At 39.4% G+C, this 15,806-nt stretch carries 20 protein-coding genes; 18 read left to right on the forward strand and 2 right to left on the reverse strand.

The genetic code is table 11. The features are described from left to right. The first annotated feature begins 14 nt into the window (after positions 1-14). From HYS07_10210 to HYS07_10265, 12 genes are all read left to right on the forward strand, one after another. Entirely contained in the window at positions 15-554 is a 540-nt protein-coding gene (locus tag HYS07_10210; protein MBI1871552.1) for a superoxide dismutase family protein, read from the forward strand. Beyond that, positions 547-1,233: a dethiobiotin synthase gene (gene bioD, locus HYS07_10215; protein MBI1871553.1), complete on the forward strand. Its 687-nt coding sequence runs from the start codon at positions 547-549 to the stop codon at positions 1,231-1,233. The genes HYS07_10210 and bioD overlap by 8 nt, the downstream gene beginning before the upstream one ends. Beyond that, positions 1,230-2,156 carry a thiamine-monophosphate kinase gene (locus HYS07_10220; GenBank protein MBI1871554.1) on the forward strand — a complete coding sequence of 309 codons (927 nt, stop codon included), beginning with the start codon at positions 1,230-1,232 and terminating at the stop codon, positions 2,154-2,156. Before bioD ends, HYS07_10220 begins: the two co-directional genes overlap by 4 nt. Next, entirely contained in the window at positions 2,104-2,616 is a 513-nt protein-coding gene (gene tsaE, locus HYS07_10225; protein MBI1871555.1) for a tRNA (adenosine(37)-N6)-threonylcarbamoyltransferase complex ATPase subunit type 1 TsaE, read from the forward strand. The genes HYS07_10220 and tsaE overlap by 53 nt, the downstream gene beginning before the upstream one ends. Next, complete coding sequence (gene tsaB, locus HYS07_10230) at positions 2,613-3,272, forward strand: tRNA (adenosine(37)-N6)-threonylcarbamoyltransferase complex dimerization subunit type 1 TsaB (GenBank protein MBI1871556.1); 660 nt, start codon at positions 2,613-2,615, stop codon at positions 3,270-3,272. The genes tsaE and tsaB overlap by 4 nt, the downstream gene beginning before the upstream one ends. A gap of 169 nt (positions 3,273-3,441) precedes the next feature. Next, complete coding sequence (gene alr, locus HYS07_10235) at positions 3,442-4,572, forward strand: alanine racemase (protein MBI1871557.1); 1,131 nt, start codon at positions 3,442-3,444, stop codon at positions 4,570-4,572. A gap of 58 nt (positions 4,573-4,630) precedes the next feature. Then, positions 4,631-5,008, forward strand: a complete 378-nt coding sequence (locus tag HYS07_10240; protein ID MBI1871558.1) for a RidA family protein — start codon at positions 4,631-4,633, stop codon at positions 5,006-5,008. A 171-nt stretch (positions 5,009-5,179) separates the two neighbouring features. Then, positions 5,180-5,548 (forward strand): hypothetical protein, encoded by a 369-nt coding sequence (locus HYS07_10245; GenBank protein MBI1871559.1) that lies wholly within the window; start codon positions 5,180-5,182, stop codon positions 5,546-5,548. Beyond that, positions 5,549-5,950, forward strand: a complete 402-nt coding sequence (locus tag HYS07_10250) for a hypothetical protein (GenBank protein MBI1871560.1) — start codon at positions 5,549-5,551, stop codon at positions 5,948-5,950. A gap of 19 nt (positions 5,951-5,969) precedes the next feature. Continuing rightward, the gene (locus tag HYS07_10255; GenBank protein MBI1871561.1) at positions 5,970-7,079 is read left to right on the forward strand and encodes an alpha/beta hydrolase; all 1,110 of its coding nucleotides are present in this window, start codon (positions 5,970-5,972) and stop codon (positions 7,077-7,079) included. 66 nt (positions 7,080-7,145) lie between these two features. Next, a complete protein-coding gene (gene glpK, locus HYS07_10260) occupies positions 7,146-8,636 on the forward strand; it encodes a glycerol kinase GlpK (GenBank protein MBI1871562.1) in 1,491 nt (496 codons plus the stop codon). Positions 8,637-8,773: 137 nt separating this feature from the next. After that, positions 8,774-9,547, forward strand: coding sequence for a glycerophosphodiester phosphodiesterase (locus tag HYS07_10265; protein MBI1871563.1), 774 nt, complete (start codon positions 8,774-8,776; stop codon positions 9,545-9,547). Here HYS07_10265 and HYS07_10270 read toward each other — a convergent pair. Next, the gene (locus HYS07_10270; protein ID MBI1871564.1) at positions 9,533-10,195 is read right to left on the reverse strand and encodes a CPBP family intramembrane metalloprotease; all 663 of its coding nucleotides are present in this window, start codon (positions 10,193-10,195) and stop codon (positions 9,533-9,535) included. The two genes, HYS07_10265 and HYS07_10270, sit on opposite strands and share 15 nt — an antisense overlap. Before the next feature lie 166 nt (positions 10,196-10,361). Here HYS07_10270 and HYS07_10275 point away from each other — a divergent pair, with 166 nt between their 5' ends. From HYS07_10275 to HYS07_10285, 3 genes are all read left to right on the forward strand, one after another. Then, positions 10,362-10,730, forward strand: a complete 369-nt coding sequence (locus HYS07_10275) for a hypothetical protein (protein MBI1871565.1) — start codon at positions 10,362-10,364, stop codon at positions 10,728-10,730. 97 nt (positions 10,731-10,827) lie between these two features. After that, a complete protein-coding gene (locus tag HYS07_10280) occupies positions 10,828-12,150 on the forward strand; it encodes an FAD-dependent oxidoreductase (protein MBI1871566.1) in 1,323 nt (440 codons plus the stop codon). 14 nt (positions 12,151-12,164) lie between these two features. Then, the gene (locus HYS07_10285; protein MBI1871567.1) at positions 12,165-12,452 is read left to right on the forward strand and encodes a 4Fe-4S dicluster domain-containing protein; all 288 of its coding nucleotides are present in this window, start codon (positions 12,165-12,167) and stop codon (positions 12,450-12,452) included. Here HYS07_10285 and HYS07_10290 read toward each other — a convergent pair. Then, positions 12,449-13,396: a hypothetical protein gene (locus HYS07_10290; protein MBI1871568.1), complete on the reverse strand. Its 948-nt coding sequence runs from the start codon at positions 13,394-13,396 to the stop codon at positions 12,449-12,451. The genes HYS07_10285 and HYS07_10290 overlap by 4 nt on opposite strands. Before the next feature lie 66 nt (positions 13,397-13,462). On the opposite strand from HYS07_10290, the gene HYS07_10295 reads away from it, so the two are divergent. The 3 genes from HYS07_10295 to HYS07_10305 all read left to right on the forward strand — a co-directional run bounded on the left by HYS07_10295 (position 13,463) and on the right by HYS07_10305 (position 15,501). Then, positions 13,463-13,666 carry a PGPGW domain-containing protein gene (locus HYS07_10295; protein ID MBI1871569.1) on the forward strand — a complete coding sequence of 68 codons (204 nt, stop codon included), beginning with the start codon at positions 13,463-13,465 and terminating at the stop codon, positions 13,664-13,666. Positions 13,667-13,757: 91 nt separating this feature from the next. Further along, positions 13,758-14,897 (forward strand): hypothetical protein, encoded by a 1,140-nt coding sequence (locus HYS07_10300; protein MBI1871570.1) that lies wholly within the window; start codon positions 13,758-13,760, stop codon positions 14,895-14,897. Between the two features lie 118 nt (positions 14,898-15,015). Then, entirely contained in the window at positions 15,016-15,501 is a 486-nt protein-coding gene (locus HYS07_10305) for a CBS domain-containing protein (protein ID MBI1871571.1), read from the forward strand. Positions 15,502-15,806 lie beyond the last annotated feature (305 nt).

Below are 15,806 nucleotides of genomic sequence, written 5' to 3' on the forward strand. Positions count from 1 at the left end.
GAGGGGAGGGGTCGATGAAAACAATACGTTTAGGGGCCTTAAGTTTGGGTGCGATATTTTTAAGTTTTGTTTCTTTAGGGAGAGCAGATTCTAAAACTTCATCTGAATTAACTAAAGCGGTGGCAATTTTACATCCCACACAAGGCAATCAAGTCAAAGGAATGATTAGTTTTACAAAATCTTCAGAGGGTATTTGGGTAGTGGCGGATATCGAGGGACTGACTCCAGGAAAGCACGGATTTCATATTCATGAGAAGGGAAGCTGTGATTCAGTGGATGGTTCTTCTGCGGGTGGTCATTTTAATCCTCATCAAATGCCTCATGCTGCGCCCAATGATGCTCAAAGGCATGAAGGGGATCTTGGAAATGTCATGGCGAATGAAAAAGGCGTAGCCCATTTGGAATATATTGATTCTAAAATAAGCTTAAACGGAGATGATTCTATTATTGGAAGAAGCGTTATTCTCCACGCCCAAGAAGATGATTTCAAAACCCAACCCACAGGGAATGCAGGTGCTCGTATCGCCTGCGGGGTGATTGAGGTCAGTGAATAAACAGGGGGTTTTTATCACGGGGACAGATACAGGAGTGGGTAAAACTCTTGTAAGCTGTGCCTTGGCCTCGTCTTTAAGCCAGAGGCGCCCGATTGGGGTGATGAAACCCTTTTCCTCTGGATCTCGTGAAGACGCGGAATACCTGAAAAAATTTTCTGGGCTTGAGACGGTTAAACTCGATCAAATTAATCCGGTTTATTTTCAAAAACCGCTTGCTCCTTTCAGTGTAAAAAAATTAGGGTCTGCCTCCCTTTATTTAAAAAAGATTCTTCCTCATTATCAATGGATGAAAGACCATTTTAGTTTTGTCATTGTCGAAGGAATGGGAGGGCTGCATGTTCCTATTGCTCACAACTTCATGGTTGCTGATTTAGCTTTAGAGATGAATTCACCTTTAGTGATTGTTGCCTGTCCTTGGCTTGGAACCCTCAATCACACCTTACTCACTTTTGATTATGCTTGCTCAAAAGGATTGGATGTGAGTGGCATTATTTTTAATGCCCCTCAGAGGAAGAGAGATCTTTCGGTTAAGACCAATGCTGAGGTGCTTAGACATTTGACAAATCTACCCATTTTAGGAAATATTCCTTTTATGAAGGGTTCATTTGAAGAGAAGGTTAAAAAAATTATTCAGGGTCGTTTTTTTGATCAGAAATGGTTGAATAGGATGAATCAATGAATGAATTTGGGTTGATTCAAAAGATTCGTAAGGCTGCATTCCTGAATCATTCTGAAGTTCTAACAGGAATTGGGGATGATTGCGCTGTTGTAAAATCTCCAAGAATGAATCACGTTTTACTTTTGACAGTAGATCAGGTGGTGGAAGGGGTTCATTTTTTAGCGGGGACTCATTTCTCAAAAGTAGGCCGAAAGGCATTAGCCCGTTCCATCAGTGATATTGCAGCGATGGGAGGCATTCCAAAATATGCCCTGCTTTCCTTAGGATTACCCAAGGGAATTTCTCCTAAAAGTGTCGATCAATTTTATCTTGGATTTTTAGAATTGGCTCATCCCTATTCGGTCGATTTGATTGGGGGAGATATTTCTAAAAGTTTAAAGGGATTTTTTGCTTCTGTGACTGTGATAGGTGAAGCGCCTCAAAAAGAAGTCATTTTAAGGAAGGGGGCCCGTGAAGGAGATTTTTTATTTGTAACAGGGCGCTTAGGAGGATCTCTTTTAAATCATCATTTGACGTTTCGGCCTCGAATCAATGAAGCCAGATGGCTTGCCCATGCCCATATTCCAAGCGCAATGATTGATATCAGTGATGGCCTAATGGGAGATCTAGGCCATATTTTAGACGAGAGCAAAGTAGGGGCTTATCTTTATTTAAATCAAATTCCTATTTCAAAATCTGCCCTTCAAATTTCTAAAGGAGATAGTCATAAAGCTTTGAAAAAAGCACTTTGGGATGGAGAGGATTATGAACTTTTATTTGCCTCTCCCCTAAAAGATAAGAAATGGGTTGAAAAATTTAAAACAAAATTTAAAGTTGATCTCTCTTGCATTGGAGAGATTGTTCGCGGAGCTCCAAAAATTTGTGTCAAAGATGAAAAAGGGAAAACAAAAGAACTTTCCAAAAAAGGTTTTTCCCATTTCTAAAGGCTCACATTCAGTGATCACTTTGAGCTCTGATGAGACTTATCGTTTGGGAAAAACTCTAGGACAGCATATGACTCAAGGAGTGGTCGCTCTTTTTGGTGATTTGGGGGCAGGGAAAACTGTATTTGCAAAGGGAATGGCCGAGGCTTTAGGTGTAAAAAATGTTGTGAGGGAAGTCGTGAGTCCTACTTTTATGCTGGTTCGTGAGCATGAAGGAAACGTTCCATTCTATCATATGGATCTTTATCGTCTTGAATCGGAAGAAGAGTTTGAGCAAATTAATTTAAAAGAATATTTTAATCGACAAGGAGTAACTCTCGTGGAATGGGCCCAGAGGGCCTTGTCCGTTTTGCCAACAAATCATATTGAGGTTTACTTTGAAATTTTAGGAAAGAAAAAAAGAAGGATAGAGTTTAGAAGAAATTTTCATTTCGCAAAAATGATAAAGGTTTTAAAATGAAAATTTTAGGAATAGAAACTTCTACTCGCATAGGGTCTTTTTCTCTTGTGGATGGAAAATCCGTTTTGGCTGAATCAATCATCAGTGAGAACTTACGTCATTCGGGGGATTTTGAACGTGCGCTTAAAAATTTGTTTGACCCATCTAAATTAAAGAGCAGCGATCTTGATGCGATTGCAGTAGGATTGGGCCCGGGCTCTTTTACAGGAATCAGGATCGGGCTTACGATAGGAACGGCCTTAAGTTTTTCTCTTCAGAAGCCCCTTTTTGGTTTAGGAACTTTAGAGGTATTGGCCCATCAAGTCGAATTTCCTCATTCAAAAATTTGCCCCATTATTTCAGCTGAAGCAGGTGAGGTTTATGGAGCCGTTTTTAAGAAAAAAAATAAAAATTTAGAAAAGACAAAAGAAGAATTTATGATTACAATCCCTGGGTTAAAAGAAGTTGTAGGCCCATCCGTTTTTCTTTTTGGTCCAGGGCTTGAAAGGGATCGACTTTTAATCGAAAAAATTTTTGGAGTTAAGTCTGTTGATGCCCATATCATTTTCCCTCTTGCCAGGGGAGTGGCTTTTCTTGCCCAAGATCCAATTTGGAGATGTGAGGGCGAAGCCGTTATTCCCCGGTATGTGAAACCGTTAGCGGTGAAACCGGGATGAAAATTCAAAAATCAAACATCAAAAATCAAAATGACAATGTAAAACTTAAAATATCTCCCTTGCAATAGCATTAGAAATTTTGGATTTAGGGTTGTCATTTTGCATTTTGATTTTTGGATTTTGAATTTGTTTCAGCAATGAAAATGGAGTCAAGGAACCAGAAAAAAACATGCCTGTTAAAATACTTGCTTCTAAAGCTTCAGAAAAAGTTTGGGCCGAAATTAATCAAGAAGCCCTTTCTCATAATATTAAGACCATTCGCAGCATCATCGGGCCTAAAGTGTCTTTATTGGGGGTTGTAAAAGCAGATGCCTATGGGCTGGGCCTCCTTGAAATTTCTAAAATTCTTCTAAAATGTTCTGTCAATGCCCTTGGAGTCACAAATGTAGAAGAGGGGATTTTGATTCGAAAAACCTTTTCTGAGGTTCCAATTGTTATTTTAGGTCCAAGTTTTTCTGATTATCTTGAAGATGCTTTAGAGTGGAATTTAATTCCCGTGGTTTCTTCTCTTGAATTGCTTAAGAAACTGAATGAAATTGCCTTTTTAATGGGAAAAAAGGCAAGGGTTCATCTCATGATTGATACCGGAATGGGCCGCATGGGTCTTTGGTATGAAAAGGGAGAAGATTTTTTTCAAGAGCTTCTTCGGTTAGAATCAGTCGTGATCGAAGGAGTTGCGAGCCATTTTGCTTCTTCAGATGGACCCCATTTAGAATTTTCAAAGCTTCAATTAAGCCGATTTCAGGATTTTTTATTTCGCCTTAAGATGATGGGGTTTAAAGTTTCTTTTGAGCATATGGCGAATAGTTCAGCCCTTTTAAGACTTCCAGATTCCTTTTTTAATATGGTCCGAATTGGAATTTTGCTTTACGGAGCTTATCCAAGCCCATTTCTTCCTAGAGGTGATTTTCAACCCGTGCTTTCCTGGAAGACTAAAATTGCTTTCATTAAAGAGGTTGAACCTGGAAGGCCTATTAGCTATGGCTCAAGTTTTGTGACCTCCCGTAAGACTAAAGTTGGAACGCTTCCGATAGGGTATAGTCATGGCTACGATCGAGCCCTTTCAAATCGCGGAGAGGTCTTGGTTGGGGGAAAGCGCTGTCCTGTGGTTGGGCGAGTAACCATGGATCAAATCATGATTGATTTGGGCCCCGAAAGTATTGCAAGGGTAGATGAAGAAGTGGTTTTACTTGGAACCCAAGGAGAACAGGAAATGACTCTGGAAGAGTTGGCGGAGAAGGCGGATACGATTCCCTACGAGTTAATGTGCCGGATGAAAGTGAAGAAAATATATGTTTAAAGTTTAAAGACTTAAAAGCATAGTTTACAATTTATTTTTTCATAGAAAGGATGTCAGCATGATAAAAACAATTTTTACCCAAAATGCTCCTCAGCCTGTGGGGCCTTATTCTCAAGCGATTCAGGCGGATCAACTGCTGTTCCTCGCCGGGCAAATTCCTCTCGATCCTGTGTCAGGAGAGCTTATTTCTGGAGGGGTCCAAGATCAAACACGCAGGGTAATCGAGAATATTAAGGCTGTTCTCGAGGCTGCTGGAGGAGAGCTTTCAAAAGTTGTGAAGGCCACTGTTTTCCTTAAGGATTTAAAGTTTTTTGATGATATGAACAAAATTTTCACTGAGTATTTTGAAAAGGTGAAACCCGCTCGCAGCACCCTTCAAGTTGCTCGTCTCCCGAAAGATGCAGATGTTGAAATTGAGGTGATTGCGGTTATTTAAAATCAATTGATAATTGAGAATTGACAATTGAAAATAAAGGTAAAAAAATAGATAAAAAATTCTAAATTATCCATTTTTCATTTTCAATTCTTAATTGAATTTATTGAGTTTATTCGCTTGACGAAGACTAAATTGTTGTGTTAGGTTTTCGCTTCGAAGGGGGGGCTTCCTATGGAAATGGTTGGAGATATCGAGTTTAAATGTATTCAGGATGAATGCTCCGGCATTATCCAATTTTCCCTTCTTGATGTAGAAAAAAAATCATCTTTTCAATGCCCTCAATGCTTAAACGATTACACGTTTAATCAAGAGTTAACTGGAAAAATTAGAAAATTTGTTGAACTTATTCTTGCGGTTCGTGCTTCAGAAGAAATTTTAGGCAATACATCGGTTGCCATTGATGTAGAGGGTCATTCTGTTCAAGTTCCTTACCGTCTTCTCTTAACCCGTTTAAATACGCTACTCACACTCAAAATTGGTTCCAAGGAAATTATATTTAAATTTCGTGTGGAGCCTCTAAAAAAGAAAGCCTCTCTCTAAATGGATGTGGGTATCCGAATCTTACCGGATCTGCAATTTAGTATTCTTTGTGATGATGTTCGTCGAGAGCATAATGGAAAACTCATCCTTTTAGGGCTTTTTGAAACCATTGGAGCGGCTCGTTTTCCTGTGGTTCATCCTACCCTTTTTGTTGTGAATCGCTGGTGCAATGGGGTAGGTGAATATCGTCAGAATACGGTTCTGCGTAAACCTGATAATTCAGTTTTGGCTGAGGACGAGGTGACCATGATTCAGCTCAATGATCTCAAAGCCAAACATACCGTTATTGCCAGATTTAATAACTTGCGCTTCGAAGGACCCGGTGAATACGCTGTAGAGATCCGGTTAGATGGTGAACTCAAAATTCGTTATCCCGTTGTTCTTGCCCTCTCTCGATCGTAATTCTCCTGAGATTTAATGGATGAAAAAGTTTAAATCTTACATTTTTAAGCATCGTTGGACGCTAGAATGGGCACTGCGTCTTTTTGGAGGCAGGCAAATTTTAGCAGACTATTTTATCTCGCGTATCATTTCAATCGGTGTTCCTTATGTTGACGCAACGGACGTTTTTAATAAAATTCGATCCTTGGAGGATTGGGTAAAGTTATGGTATCGGTTGGGCCTACGGCGTGAGTTTTTAGCAAAAGAAGCTGAGTCAAAGGCGTGTTTTCAAACGGCTGCGGCTTCTTGGATGATGGCCCGAGCTCTTTTTCAAGTTGCTCAATTTCCCTTTTATGGTCAAACCGATTTAAAGGAGAAGGTCTATAAGCGTTGTGCTAATGCTTACGCTAAGGCAGCTCCTTATCTTCATCCTCCTGCACAAAGAATTGAAATCCCATTTCATTCAATATCACTTCCAGGTTATTTGAGGTTGCCCATGACAGGCTCCTCAGAACGGTGCCTGGTTATTTTTGGGGGAATTGATGGGGTCAAAGAAGAAATGCATTATTATGGAGACTATTTTGTCCATCGAGGGTTTTCTGTCCTTTATTTTGATGCTCCAGGTTTGGGGGAATCTTGGACTAAAGTAAAAATGGATCCAAATTATACTTTTTTAGGGGAGGCCATTCACAAGTTTTTAGAAAATAATTCCCAGATTAAATTCAAAAAAATAGGACTTTTGGGTGTTAGTCTGGGGGGAAATATGGCGCTTCACATTGCAGCAAGTAAATGGCCCGTTCATTCTTGTGTTTCAATTTCTGCTCCATTTTGCCCAAAAAAATATTTTCATCATCTTGTGTTTTTAGTTCAGAAGGCTGCTCATCACATTGTGGGAGATAAAACTCTTTTGGATCTTTTTATGGATAAAATTTCATTAGAAGGAGTGATTTGTAACATTGGTTGTCCACTCCTTGTGATCGGGGGAGCTCGTGATACCATTTTACCAGGGGAAGAGGCATTGAAGATTTATCAAGAAGCTACAGGCGTAAAAAAACTTTTATATTATCCCGATGCGACTCATGGCTGTCCTGAAAAGACAATAGAGATGTTTTGGAAAATTGAACAGTGGTTTAATGAGACGATGAAATGATTATAAAGGTTACCAGTTGCCGGTTCCCCGTTACCGGTCTCAAATCATAAACAGTAAAAAATCCTTATGAAAAAAATTTTGATTCTTGCCATTGACCAAGGAACCTCTAGTTCACGTGTTCTTGTTTTTGATCATTCAGGTTTCTGCCGAGCGATTGCTTCTAGACCCTTGCGTCAGCATTATCCTAAGCCCGGATGGGTGGAGCAAAATCCTGAAGAAATTTGGCAGACGGTTTTTATCTCTATTCAGGAAGTCCTTGAAAAGATAAAAGGTCCTTATTCTATTGCTGCCATCGGTATTACCAACCAGAGGGAAACGACTCTTTTCTGGGAAACCAAAACAGGAAAAGCTCTGGGACCGGCTATTGTTTGGCAATGTCGAAGGAGCGCTGCCATTTGCGAAGAATTAAGAAAATCTTTTGGCGATGACTTTTTCCATCAGAAAACAGGACTTGTGGTCGATCCCTATTTTTCGGCAACAAAAATTTTGTGGAGGTTTCGGCATGAGCCTCATTTGAAGCGACGTGCTCAGAATGGGGAAATTCTTTTTGGCACAGTCGATAGTTGGATTTTGTGGAAACTGACAGGGGGAAAAACACATTCAACGGATTTAACCAATGCTTCTCGAACCCTTCTTTTAAATCTTAGAAAAGGGCAATGGGATGATGAAATATTGACGGCGCTTAAAATCCCTCATCAAATGTTACCTTGCATTCAAGACTCTATTGATCACTTTGGTGTAACCGCTCAGATTGGGAAGCTTCCATCTGGAATTCCAATGATGGGTATTGCCGGTGATCAGCAGGCAGCCCTTTTTGGCCAGGCCTGTTTTGAACCTGGAATGATTAAAAATACCTATGGAACGGGATGTTTTATTTTATGGTCGCTTGGTAAAAAATTTGTTTTATCCAAGAAAGGGCTGATTACGACCGCGGCTTGCTTTGGGAAGAATCGCATGGGTTATGCCCTTGAAGGAAGTGTTTTTATCGGAGGAGCTGTTATTCAATGGCTTCGGGATGAATTAAAGGCTTTAAAGGATTCAAAAGACTCAAGCCGCCTTGCTCAGAGTTTAAGAAGTAATGAGGGGGTTTACCTTGTTCCTGCTTTCACAGGTCTAGGATCTCCCTACTGGGACCCACATGCCCGAGGAGCCATTTTTGGGCTCACACGTTCAACCTCTCAAACCCATATTGTGAGGGCTGCCTTAGAAGGAATTGCTTATCAGGTGAAAGATGTTCTGGAGGTGATGTCTAAAGAAGTTCATATCCCTATTAAGGAATTAAGAGTCGATGGGGGTGCCTCTAAAAATAATTTTTTAATGCAATTTCAAGCCGACATTCTTAGGGCAGGAGTCAGTCGCCCTCGAGAGATTGAGACCACTGGACAGGGCGTAGCTTGGATGGCTGGACTCGGGATAGGTTTTTGGGAAAATGAACAAGAACTATGCTCTTTGAGAAAAAAAGATCGATCCTTTCTACCAAAAATGAAAAACGTAGAGATCAAAAAACTTTATCAGGGTTGGTGTATGGCGGTTCAGAAAGTGTTGGTTTCCAATTAAAACCAAAAATCAAAATGCAAATATCAAAATGACAAATTAAAATTTAAAAATTTAATCATCTCAGGAATTTTTTTTAATAAATCTCTACCGCAATTTTGATATTTAATGTTTGATATTTGATTTATTGAGAAAACACGATGCTCACACATGCATTTGAAAAGTCCCATCTACTTATCTTTGGTCATCGGGGCTCTCCATTACGATTTCCAGAGAATAGCCTTTTAAGTTTTAAGGAAGCGATGAATGCTGGAGCCGATGGGATTGAATGTGATGTACGTTTAAGCCGAGACTATCAAGTTTTTGTCTTTCACGACGAAAAAGTATTGAGGCTTACTCACCAGAAAGGTTCTTTTAAAGATTATTTCGCTCGAGATATAAAAAAATTAGATTTGGGGTATCCCTTTGGAATTTCGAGAAAAATTCAGATTCCTACTTTAGAGGAACTTTTAACAAGTTTAGGAAAAAGAAGTCTCTTTTACATTGAGTTAAAGGGAAATTTTTCTTTGGAAACTCAAATGCATTTACTTGCTCAAAAAACGATGAATGTTCTCAAAAAATTAGAATTAATTGACCGATCTATTTTAGTTTCTTTTGACTACAAGGTAATCCGATGGATTAAGAAAAAAAATCCAAAATATATGACAGGTTTAAATTTTTCTAAATTAGAAGAATTAAATGCCTCGCGAAAAGACCATTTTCATTATTTAGATTGTTTGTGTCCTCAATTTTCTTTGTTAAACCCATCCTTAATGAAAGAGGCTAAGGACCATTCTTTAGATGTAATGACTTGGGTGGTGAATACAAAAAAAGACCTCTGTAAGGCTATTCGCTTAGGGGTGAAGGGTGTCGTGACTGATGATCCCAAAAGAGTTGTAAGGGGTAAGAAAAAACTAGGATTAGGATTGAAGTAGTAGTGGGGCTGTATACAGAGCAAAAATATTAAGAATGGTATGAACAGCAAAGGAAATTTCCATTCCATATTTTTTCATGAGTTTACCTAGAATGATTCCAATCACAAAGGTTTGAACAAATTTTACCCACCACGTTTCAAGAATACCAAAATGTCCCAGTGAAAAAAGAAGGGAAGAAAATAAAATGGCAACGACCCCGTTCCATGTATATTTCTTAAAAATAAATCTTACAAATCCTTGTATAAAAAGCCTAAAAACTATTTCCTCGTAAAAGGCTACGGTCGTAAAAATAAGGATGGAACTTAGTTCAACGTGAATTTTTGAAGCATTAAGACTCGTGAGGCTGTCTCTTAGAAAACTTGCCACTTGAGGATGGGTCCATTGAAAGAGAAAAAAGGTCAATAGACAAACCGTAAGGGCATAAACACCTATCACTCGAAATATTTTATAAAAACCAAAGGGGAGGGGATGTTTTTTAGGTCGAGTGAAGTAAATAATGAAAGGGAGACTGGGTTGATTTAGGCGCCGTGAAATCAGCATTCCAGAGATAAGATAAAAAAAGATTGTTATAATATGGAGAGCAACGATCCAAACGGTATTTTCTATTCCCCGTGAAATTAAGGTTAGAAGTTCAAATAGAGCAAACACCGCCGTTATATTTTTCGAAAAATGCCCATAAATTCTTGATGCACGTTTGTGTTTAAAACAAAAACCGACAGCGCACACGAGAAAAAATAAAAGGAATATTTGAAAAATTAAAGTAAAATTCATAACGATAGCGTACAAGGTATAGCATTGAGCGTACAGGAAAAATATGATATGCAGTAGAAAAACACTCAAAAATGGATTACGAAGAACGTTGGGAGGCATTTTGATTGGTTTGGGGTGGATTTTGTCTCCGCTCACTTGGTGGAATGACTGGTTTATCAATTTACCTCTCAGTTGGTTGTTGGCTGGTTTTGTCGCACGTCAAGATCAAGCTGCTTTTGGAAAATATTTTATTTTCTTTTATTGGTTCACGAATCTTCTAGGTTTCCTTCTCATGTACCTCGGATGGCGGTTTGCTTTTTTCATGAAAAAGGTTTCAAGGCGAGAAATATTTATTTCTTTTTCAGTCTCTCTTCTCTATACAGGCGTCATATGGATTCTCGTTAAATTTGAAATTTTGAAACCTTTGTTTTAGTGGTCACGGGTAACGGGTTACCGGTAACCCGTTACCCGTGACCCGTCTGTTGATTTTTTTCTGTACGCTCAATCCTGAACATTGTAGGCTATAGCATATGGCCTCTGAGACCTTTGATGTTATTGTGGTGGGGGCAGGTCCTGCAGGAATTGCTGCAGCGATTACCACTTCACGAGCAGGCCTCTCGACAGTCGTTCTAGAACGAGGGAACCATCCTGGCTCTAAAAATCTCTTTGGTGGAATTTTATTGACTCCTGAACTTCAAAAAGTTGTTCCAGATTTTCTTGAAAAGGCCCCTCTCGAACGTCACATTTCAAAAAAACGTTTTTCTTATGTTTCCCCTGAATCTGAGATTGCCCTAGATATTTGGTCTAATCGCTATAATCAAACGCCTTTCAATCATTCTTTTACAGTCATGCGCTCCAAATTCGATCGCTGGTTTTCAACTCAGGCTGAAGAGGCGGGCGCTCAATTGCTCACGGAAGTGGTGGTAGACGATTTAATTGAAAGGGATGGAAAAATTATTGGAATCAAGGCTCGTGGGCAATCTGAAAGAGAGTTTGATGAATTGTATGCCTCTTTAATTATTTGTGCTGAAGGGGCTAATTCCATGTTGGCAGAAAAGGCGGGTTTAAGAAGTGGAAAAAGCCAGATGAATCCCGTCAATCGCACCGTAGCGGTGAAAGAAGTCATTCGTCTGAGTAAAGAAAAAATTCAGGATCGCTTTAATGTGAGAGAGAAAGAAGGCGTTGCAATTATTTATTTAGGCGATGTGGTTAAGGGAGCCTTGGGTACAGGATTTCTTTATACCTACGAGGATTCGATTGCGGTTGGACTTGGGTGTGAAATGCAGGACTTGATTGACCGAAAAATGGCCCCCTATGATCTTTTGGACCATATGAAGTCTCATCCGGTGATTGCCCCTCTCCTTGAGGGGGGAGAGGTGATTGAATACTCAACACATATGATTCCTGAGGATAATTATAAGAATTTGCCCAGACTGATGCGCGATGGCATGTTGTTAGTAGGGGATTCGGCAGGATTAATTAATAATTCCATTTTTCAGGAAGGAACGAATATGGCTATGGCCTCTGGATTTTTTGCAGGAGAAACAGCCATAGAGGCGAAAAAGAAAAGCGATTTTTCAGTTCAAACTCTTTCGATCTATCGTCAAAAGCTAGAAGATTCATTTGTCCTAAAAGACATGCGCCAGTACAGTGATTTTTTAGGAGTGATGCGGGACCATCGCGAATACTTAAGTACTTATCCCGAAATGACGCTTGATTTTCTTGTTGAATATTTCACCGTCGATGGCCGTTCAAAAAATGAACTCAAGAAAGATGCTTTTCGAAAAGCGAGAAAAAAGATCAAGATCTCTAGGATGGTGAGAGATTTAATTCGTGCACGAAAACTGATATAACAATGGAGGTCTCTATGGCTTCTATTCCTAAAATTTCAATGGAGGATCGACTTTTTTTAGTTCAACGCAATTTTGACAAGAAAAGTCATATTGCGATTGATCAAGAATCCTTTAAAAAAGATCCCATCAAACCTATTCTTTTCTTATGTCCAGCAAAGGTCTTCATTCTTCATGACACTTCAGGTGAGTGTATTATCAACCATGAGAATTGTCTTGAGTGTGGAACTTGTCAAGTCGCCAGTCGATATGTGAAATGGACAAATCCGAGCAGCGGCTTTGGAGTAACATACAAATATAGCTAATGCTTTGACTTCGTTCCGGTATAATTAAATTCAATGCGAATCCATAATCCATCGGTTCGAATATATGAAAGAACATCTTGAGGGAGAGGCGCAAACGGAGCTGTTTTTTCAATTGCACTGATTGGATAGCGTATCGCAAGGTCACTCCCTTCATTTTCAAGAACCTGTAAATCACTAATTTTTCCATTAGGCAGGATTTTAAAGGCGACCACCGTTCGTTTAATTTTGGGGGGTAATCCACTTGAAAATTCATGAGAGGAATAAAGTTCCAAATTCCAAAGATAAGAAATCTTTTTAAATTCTTTAGAAAAATATTTGGCAACGGCATTAGACTTTGCATTATAGCTCCATTCATCTACAATGTCGGCCGCAGTTAAGATTTGCCTTTGAGGGGGACTGGTAAAATCATCCTGACTCCTAGGATGGGGAATCGCTAAATCTTCTACGGCTGGTTTAGGGGGTGGAGCTTTTACTGCTGAAGTTTCTTTCTGAACGGGTTCTTTTTTTAAAGTTTCTTTCAAGACTTCTTGAGATTTATTTTTAATAGGTTTTGCTTTTGGTTTTTTCTCGCGAACTGGTTTTTCTCGTGGCTGCAAGTTTGAAGATAAGCTGGATTCAGTACGAGCAATGCTTTTATGCTCCACAAATCCTTCCTGATAAGGATCTCCCTTGGGTAATTTTGGATTTTCTTTAGGATTTTTGGCTGCAGTATTTTTTTCAGACACAGCGGTTGTTTCACCTTCTGGTTTTCGCTCTGTAGCGTGTGCTGGAGCAGGCAAAAACTCTAAAGTAAGATCTTCTTTATTTTGAATTGGATGGAGATGGACAGAAGGAAGATTAGGAGAAAATGAATTCTCAGCAAAAAGGGCGATTCCGGCTGTGTGTAGAATGCTGGACAACAGAAAAGCAACTAAAAATTTGAATGTATTATTTTGATATTTCATTTTTTATTTCTTTCATTTAAGAAAAACTGTCTTATTATATCAAAAAATCATCCATTAAAATTCATCATGTTTAAATTCAATTCTGTCATCAAGCATTGGCTCAAAATTACATCAGGTTGGTTGCTTATTATGGGTGGAATTCTGGGCCTTTTTCTTCCTTTTCTTCAAGGAATCTTAATGATTTTGAGTGGCCTCGCTATTTTATCCAGTGAATATTCTTGGGCAAAGCGCTGGATATTTTGGTTTAAGAGTTGGGTCAAGAGAAAGTGAAAATGAGACGGGCTATTTTATAGCAAAAATGAGGCCAAGATAGGTTATAATAAGAATGTGGGAGAGTTTTGATTTTTGAAAGGAGATGCATATGATCAGTTTTCGACAAATTGAAGAATTGATTGAAATGAAACAAGGCACGGAACCGATTGTTAATCTTTATCTAGGGGGTGAGGGTAATCGCTATTCAAAAAAGGATTATGAAAATACTGTGAAAGATCTGTTTAAAGAGCGAGAAAAAGAGATTGAGGCTTTCTCAAAGGATAAAGCCCATAAAGTGTCTTTGGAAAAAGATAGTGAAAGAATTCGTCAGTACGTTAAAGAAGAACTGGACTGGAAAGGAAAGAAGGGGTTAGCCATTTTTTCTTGTTTTGGGAAAGATTTTTGGCAGGTTTATTCCTTGCCACGTAAGGTTAAAAATTTATTGGTTGTCGATCGAACGGCCTATATCCGTCCTTTGATGAATCTTTTTGATGAGTATCGCAGGTTTTGTACGGTGTTGGTGGATAAAACCAAGGCTAGAACTTTCGAGATTTTCTTAGGAGAAATTGAAGAACATACTCAAATTGTGGATCAATTTTCTAAGAAGGAAAGAGTCGGGGGATGGAAAGGTTATGGCGATAATAAAATCGAGCGGCATTTGACGGAGGAGATTCATCGCCATTTTAAAAAAGCATCTGAGGCACTCATGGATCTTTTTAAACAGTATCACTTTGATTGGATGATTTTAGGAGGGCATCATTCAGATTTTTCAGAATTTGAAAAAGCGTTACATCCCTTTTTAAAAGAGCGAATGATTGGGCATCTTGAAACAGATTTGCATATTTCAAAAGAGGAGGTTTTAGAGAAATCATTGGTGATCGAACATGATGTTTTAAAACGCCAAGGGGAAGATTTGCTCAAAAGATTAAACGAATTATCGGGTGAGAAGATGGCTGTCAGTGGTGTTTTGGGAACATTGGCCGCTTTTCGAAGGGGACAGATTCATAGTCTGGTCGTCAGTAAAGAATATTTAGTTCCAGGAATGAAATGTTTAAAATGTCACTATCTTGACCGAGATAATAAGGAGTGCCCTCTTTGCAAAGAACCGCTTCATCCTATTCCAGATTTAATTGACGACCTCATTGAAGCTGTGGTTGGACAAGGATGTAAAGTGGAATATGTTTGGGATAAAAATGGTCGAGCAAAGGAATGGGGAGGGGTGGGGGCGATACTACGGTTTAAAGTTTAAAGACAACAAAGACAAGACAAGTTCAAAATTCAAGGGGATTATTCCTTATTTTCATTGAGGACTTTCTTTGATAGCATGTCCTTCATTATTTCTTTAATCTGAGGAAGAGGTTACTCCCATGCGTCCAAAAACAGAGAGAACAGTTGAAGCGCTTCTTAAAGAAAAAAAGATTTTTGAAATTGTCAATCCACGTCTGGTTCAGGCAACCCCTGAAATATCACTTGCAAGTGCAATGGCCCTGATGAAAGAGAAAAAATCTGGCTATATTGTAGTTGCTGAAAACAAGAAAGCGGTAGGCATTTTTACTGAAACAGATGTGGTCCTAAAAATTTTAGGAAGGGATGTGGACGAGAAAAGATCTATTGTTGAATTTATGACAGCGGATCCACCCACTTTAAGCTTACAGGATTCAGTCGGTCGAGCCATCGATGTGATGGGAGAGCGCCGTTTCTATCACATTCCTCTTGTGGATGAAAAAGGTGATTTGGTTAATGTGATTTCTGTAAGAACGTTGATTCGATTTTTAGCAGAGTTTTATCCAACTGAAATTTATAATCTTCCTCCAAAACCCGGTCAAATCATGTTGACTCAAGAAGGGGGATGATCCCCCCACCTACTGTTGACCCTTCGCCCCACCACCTCTCGTTGGCCCTTTAGGGCAGTCCACCAAAGGTGGACCTGCTTTTGGCAGTACGAGAGGTGGTGGGGTCGGGTCGTCCGACAAAGTCGGACCCACCTCTGGTGGTACAGTAGGTGGGGGGATGACAGAAAGTTCAAAGTTTAAAGTTCAGTGCGCCAAGCAAGCCAACAAAAGCAAGCCGAAATAAGGAGCCTGAGTAAAGGCTAACCACCGACTCAGAACTGAACTCTGCACTTGGAGAGGCAACGAACCGAGTGAAGCCAGAGGGA

The sequence above is a fragment of the Chlamydiota bacterium genome (assembly GCA_016178055.1).
Lineage (GTDB): Bacteria > Auribacterota > JACPWU01 > JACPWU01 > JACPWU01 > JACOUC01.

Coding starts and splice junctions, on each gene's coding strand:
- HYS07_10210 (MBI1871552.1), top strand. CDS start 15: ATGAAAACAATACGTTTAGGGGCCTTAAGTTTGGGTGCGATATTTTTA.
- HYS07_10220 (MBI1871554.1), top strand. CDS start 1,230: ATGAATGAATTTGGGTTGATTCAAAAGATTCGTAAGGCTGCATTCCTG.
- tsaE (MBI1871555.1), top strand. CDS start 2,104: ATGAAAAAGGGAAAACAAAAGAACTTTCCAAAAAAGGTTTTTCCCATT.
- tsaB (MBI1871556.1), top strand. CDS start 2,613: ATGAAAATTTTAGGAATAGAAACTTCTACTCGCATAGGGTCTTTTTCT.
- alr (MBI1871557.1), top strand. CDS start 3,442: ATGCCTGTTAAAATACTTGCTTCTAAAGCTTCAGAAAAAGTTTGGGCC.
- HYS07_10240 (MBI1871558.1), top strand. CDS start 4,631: ATGATAAAAACAATTTTTACCCAAAATGCTCCTCAGCCTGTGGGGCCT.
- HYS07_10245 (MBI1871559.1), top strand. CDS start 5,180: ATGGAAATGGTTGGAGATATCGAGTTTAAATGTATTCAGGATGAATGC.
- HYS07_10250 (MBI1871560.1), top strand. CDS start 5,549: ATGGATGTGGGTATCCGAATCTTACCGGATCTGCAATTTAGTATTCTT.
- HYS07_10255 (MBI1871561.1), top strand. CDS start 5,970: ATGAAAAAGTTTAAATCTTACATTTTTAAGCATCGTTGGACGCTAGAA.
- glpK (MBI1871562.1), top strand. CDS start 7,146: ATGAAAAAAATTTTGATTCTTGCCATTGACCAAGGAACCTCTAGTTCA.
- HYS07_10265 (MBI1871563.1), top strand. CDS start 8,774: ATGCTCACACATGCATTTGAAAAGTCCCATCTACTTATCTTTGGTCAT.
- HYS07_10275 (MBI1871565.1), top strand. CDS start 10,362: ATGATATGCAGTAGAAAAACACTCAAAAATGGATTACGAAGAACGTTG.
- HYS07_10280 (MBI1871566.1), top strand. CDS start 10,828: ATGGCCTCTGAGACCTTTGATGTTATTGTGGTGGGGGCAGGTCCTGCA.
- HYS07_10285 (MBI1871567.1), top strand. CDS start 12,165: ATGGCTTCTATTCCTAAAATTTCAATGGAGGATCGACTTTTTTTAGTT.
- HYS07_10290 (MBI1871568.1), bottom strand. CDS start 13,396: ATGAAATATCAAAATAATACATTCAAATTTTTAGTTGCTTTTCTGTTG.
- HYS07_10295 (MBI1871569.1), top strand. CDS start 13,463: ATGTTTAAATTCAATTCTGTCATCAAGCATTGGCTCAAAATTACATCA.
- HYS07_10300 (MBI1871570.1), top strand. CDS start 13,758: ATGATCAGTTTTCGACAAATTGAAGAATTGATTGAAATGAAACAAGGC.
- HYS07_10305 (MBI1871571.1), top strand. CDS start 15,016: ATGCGTCCAAAAACAGAGAGAACAGTTGAAGCGCTTCTTAAAGAAAAA.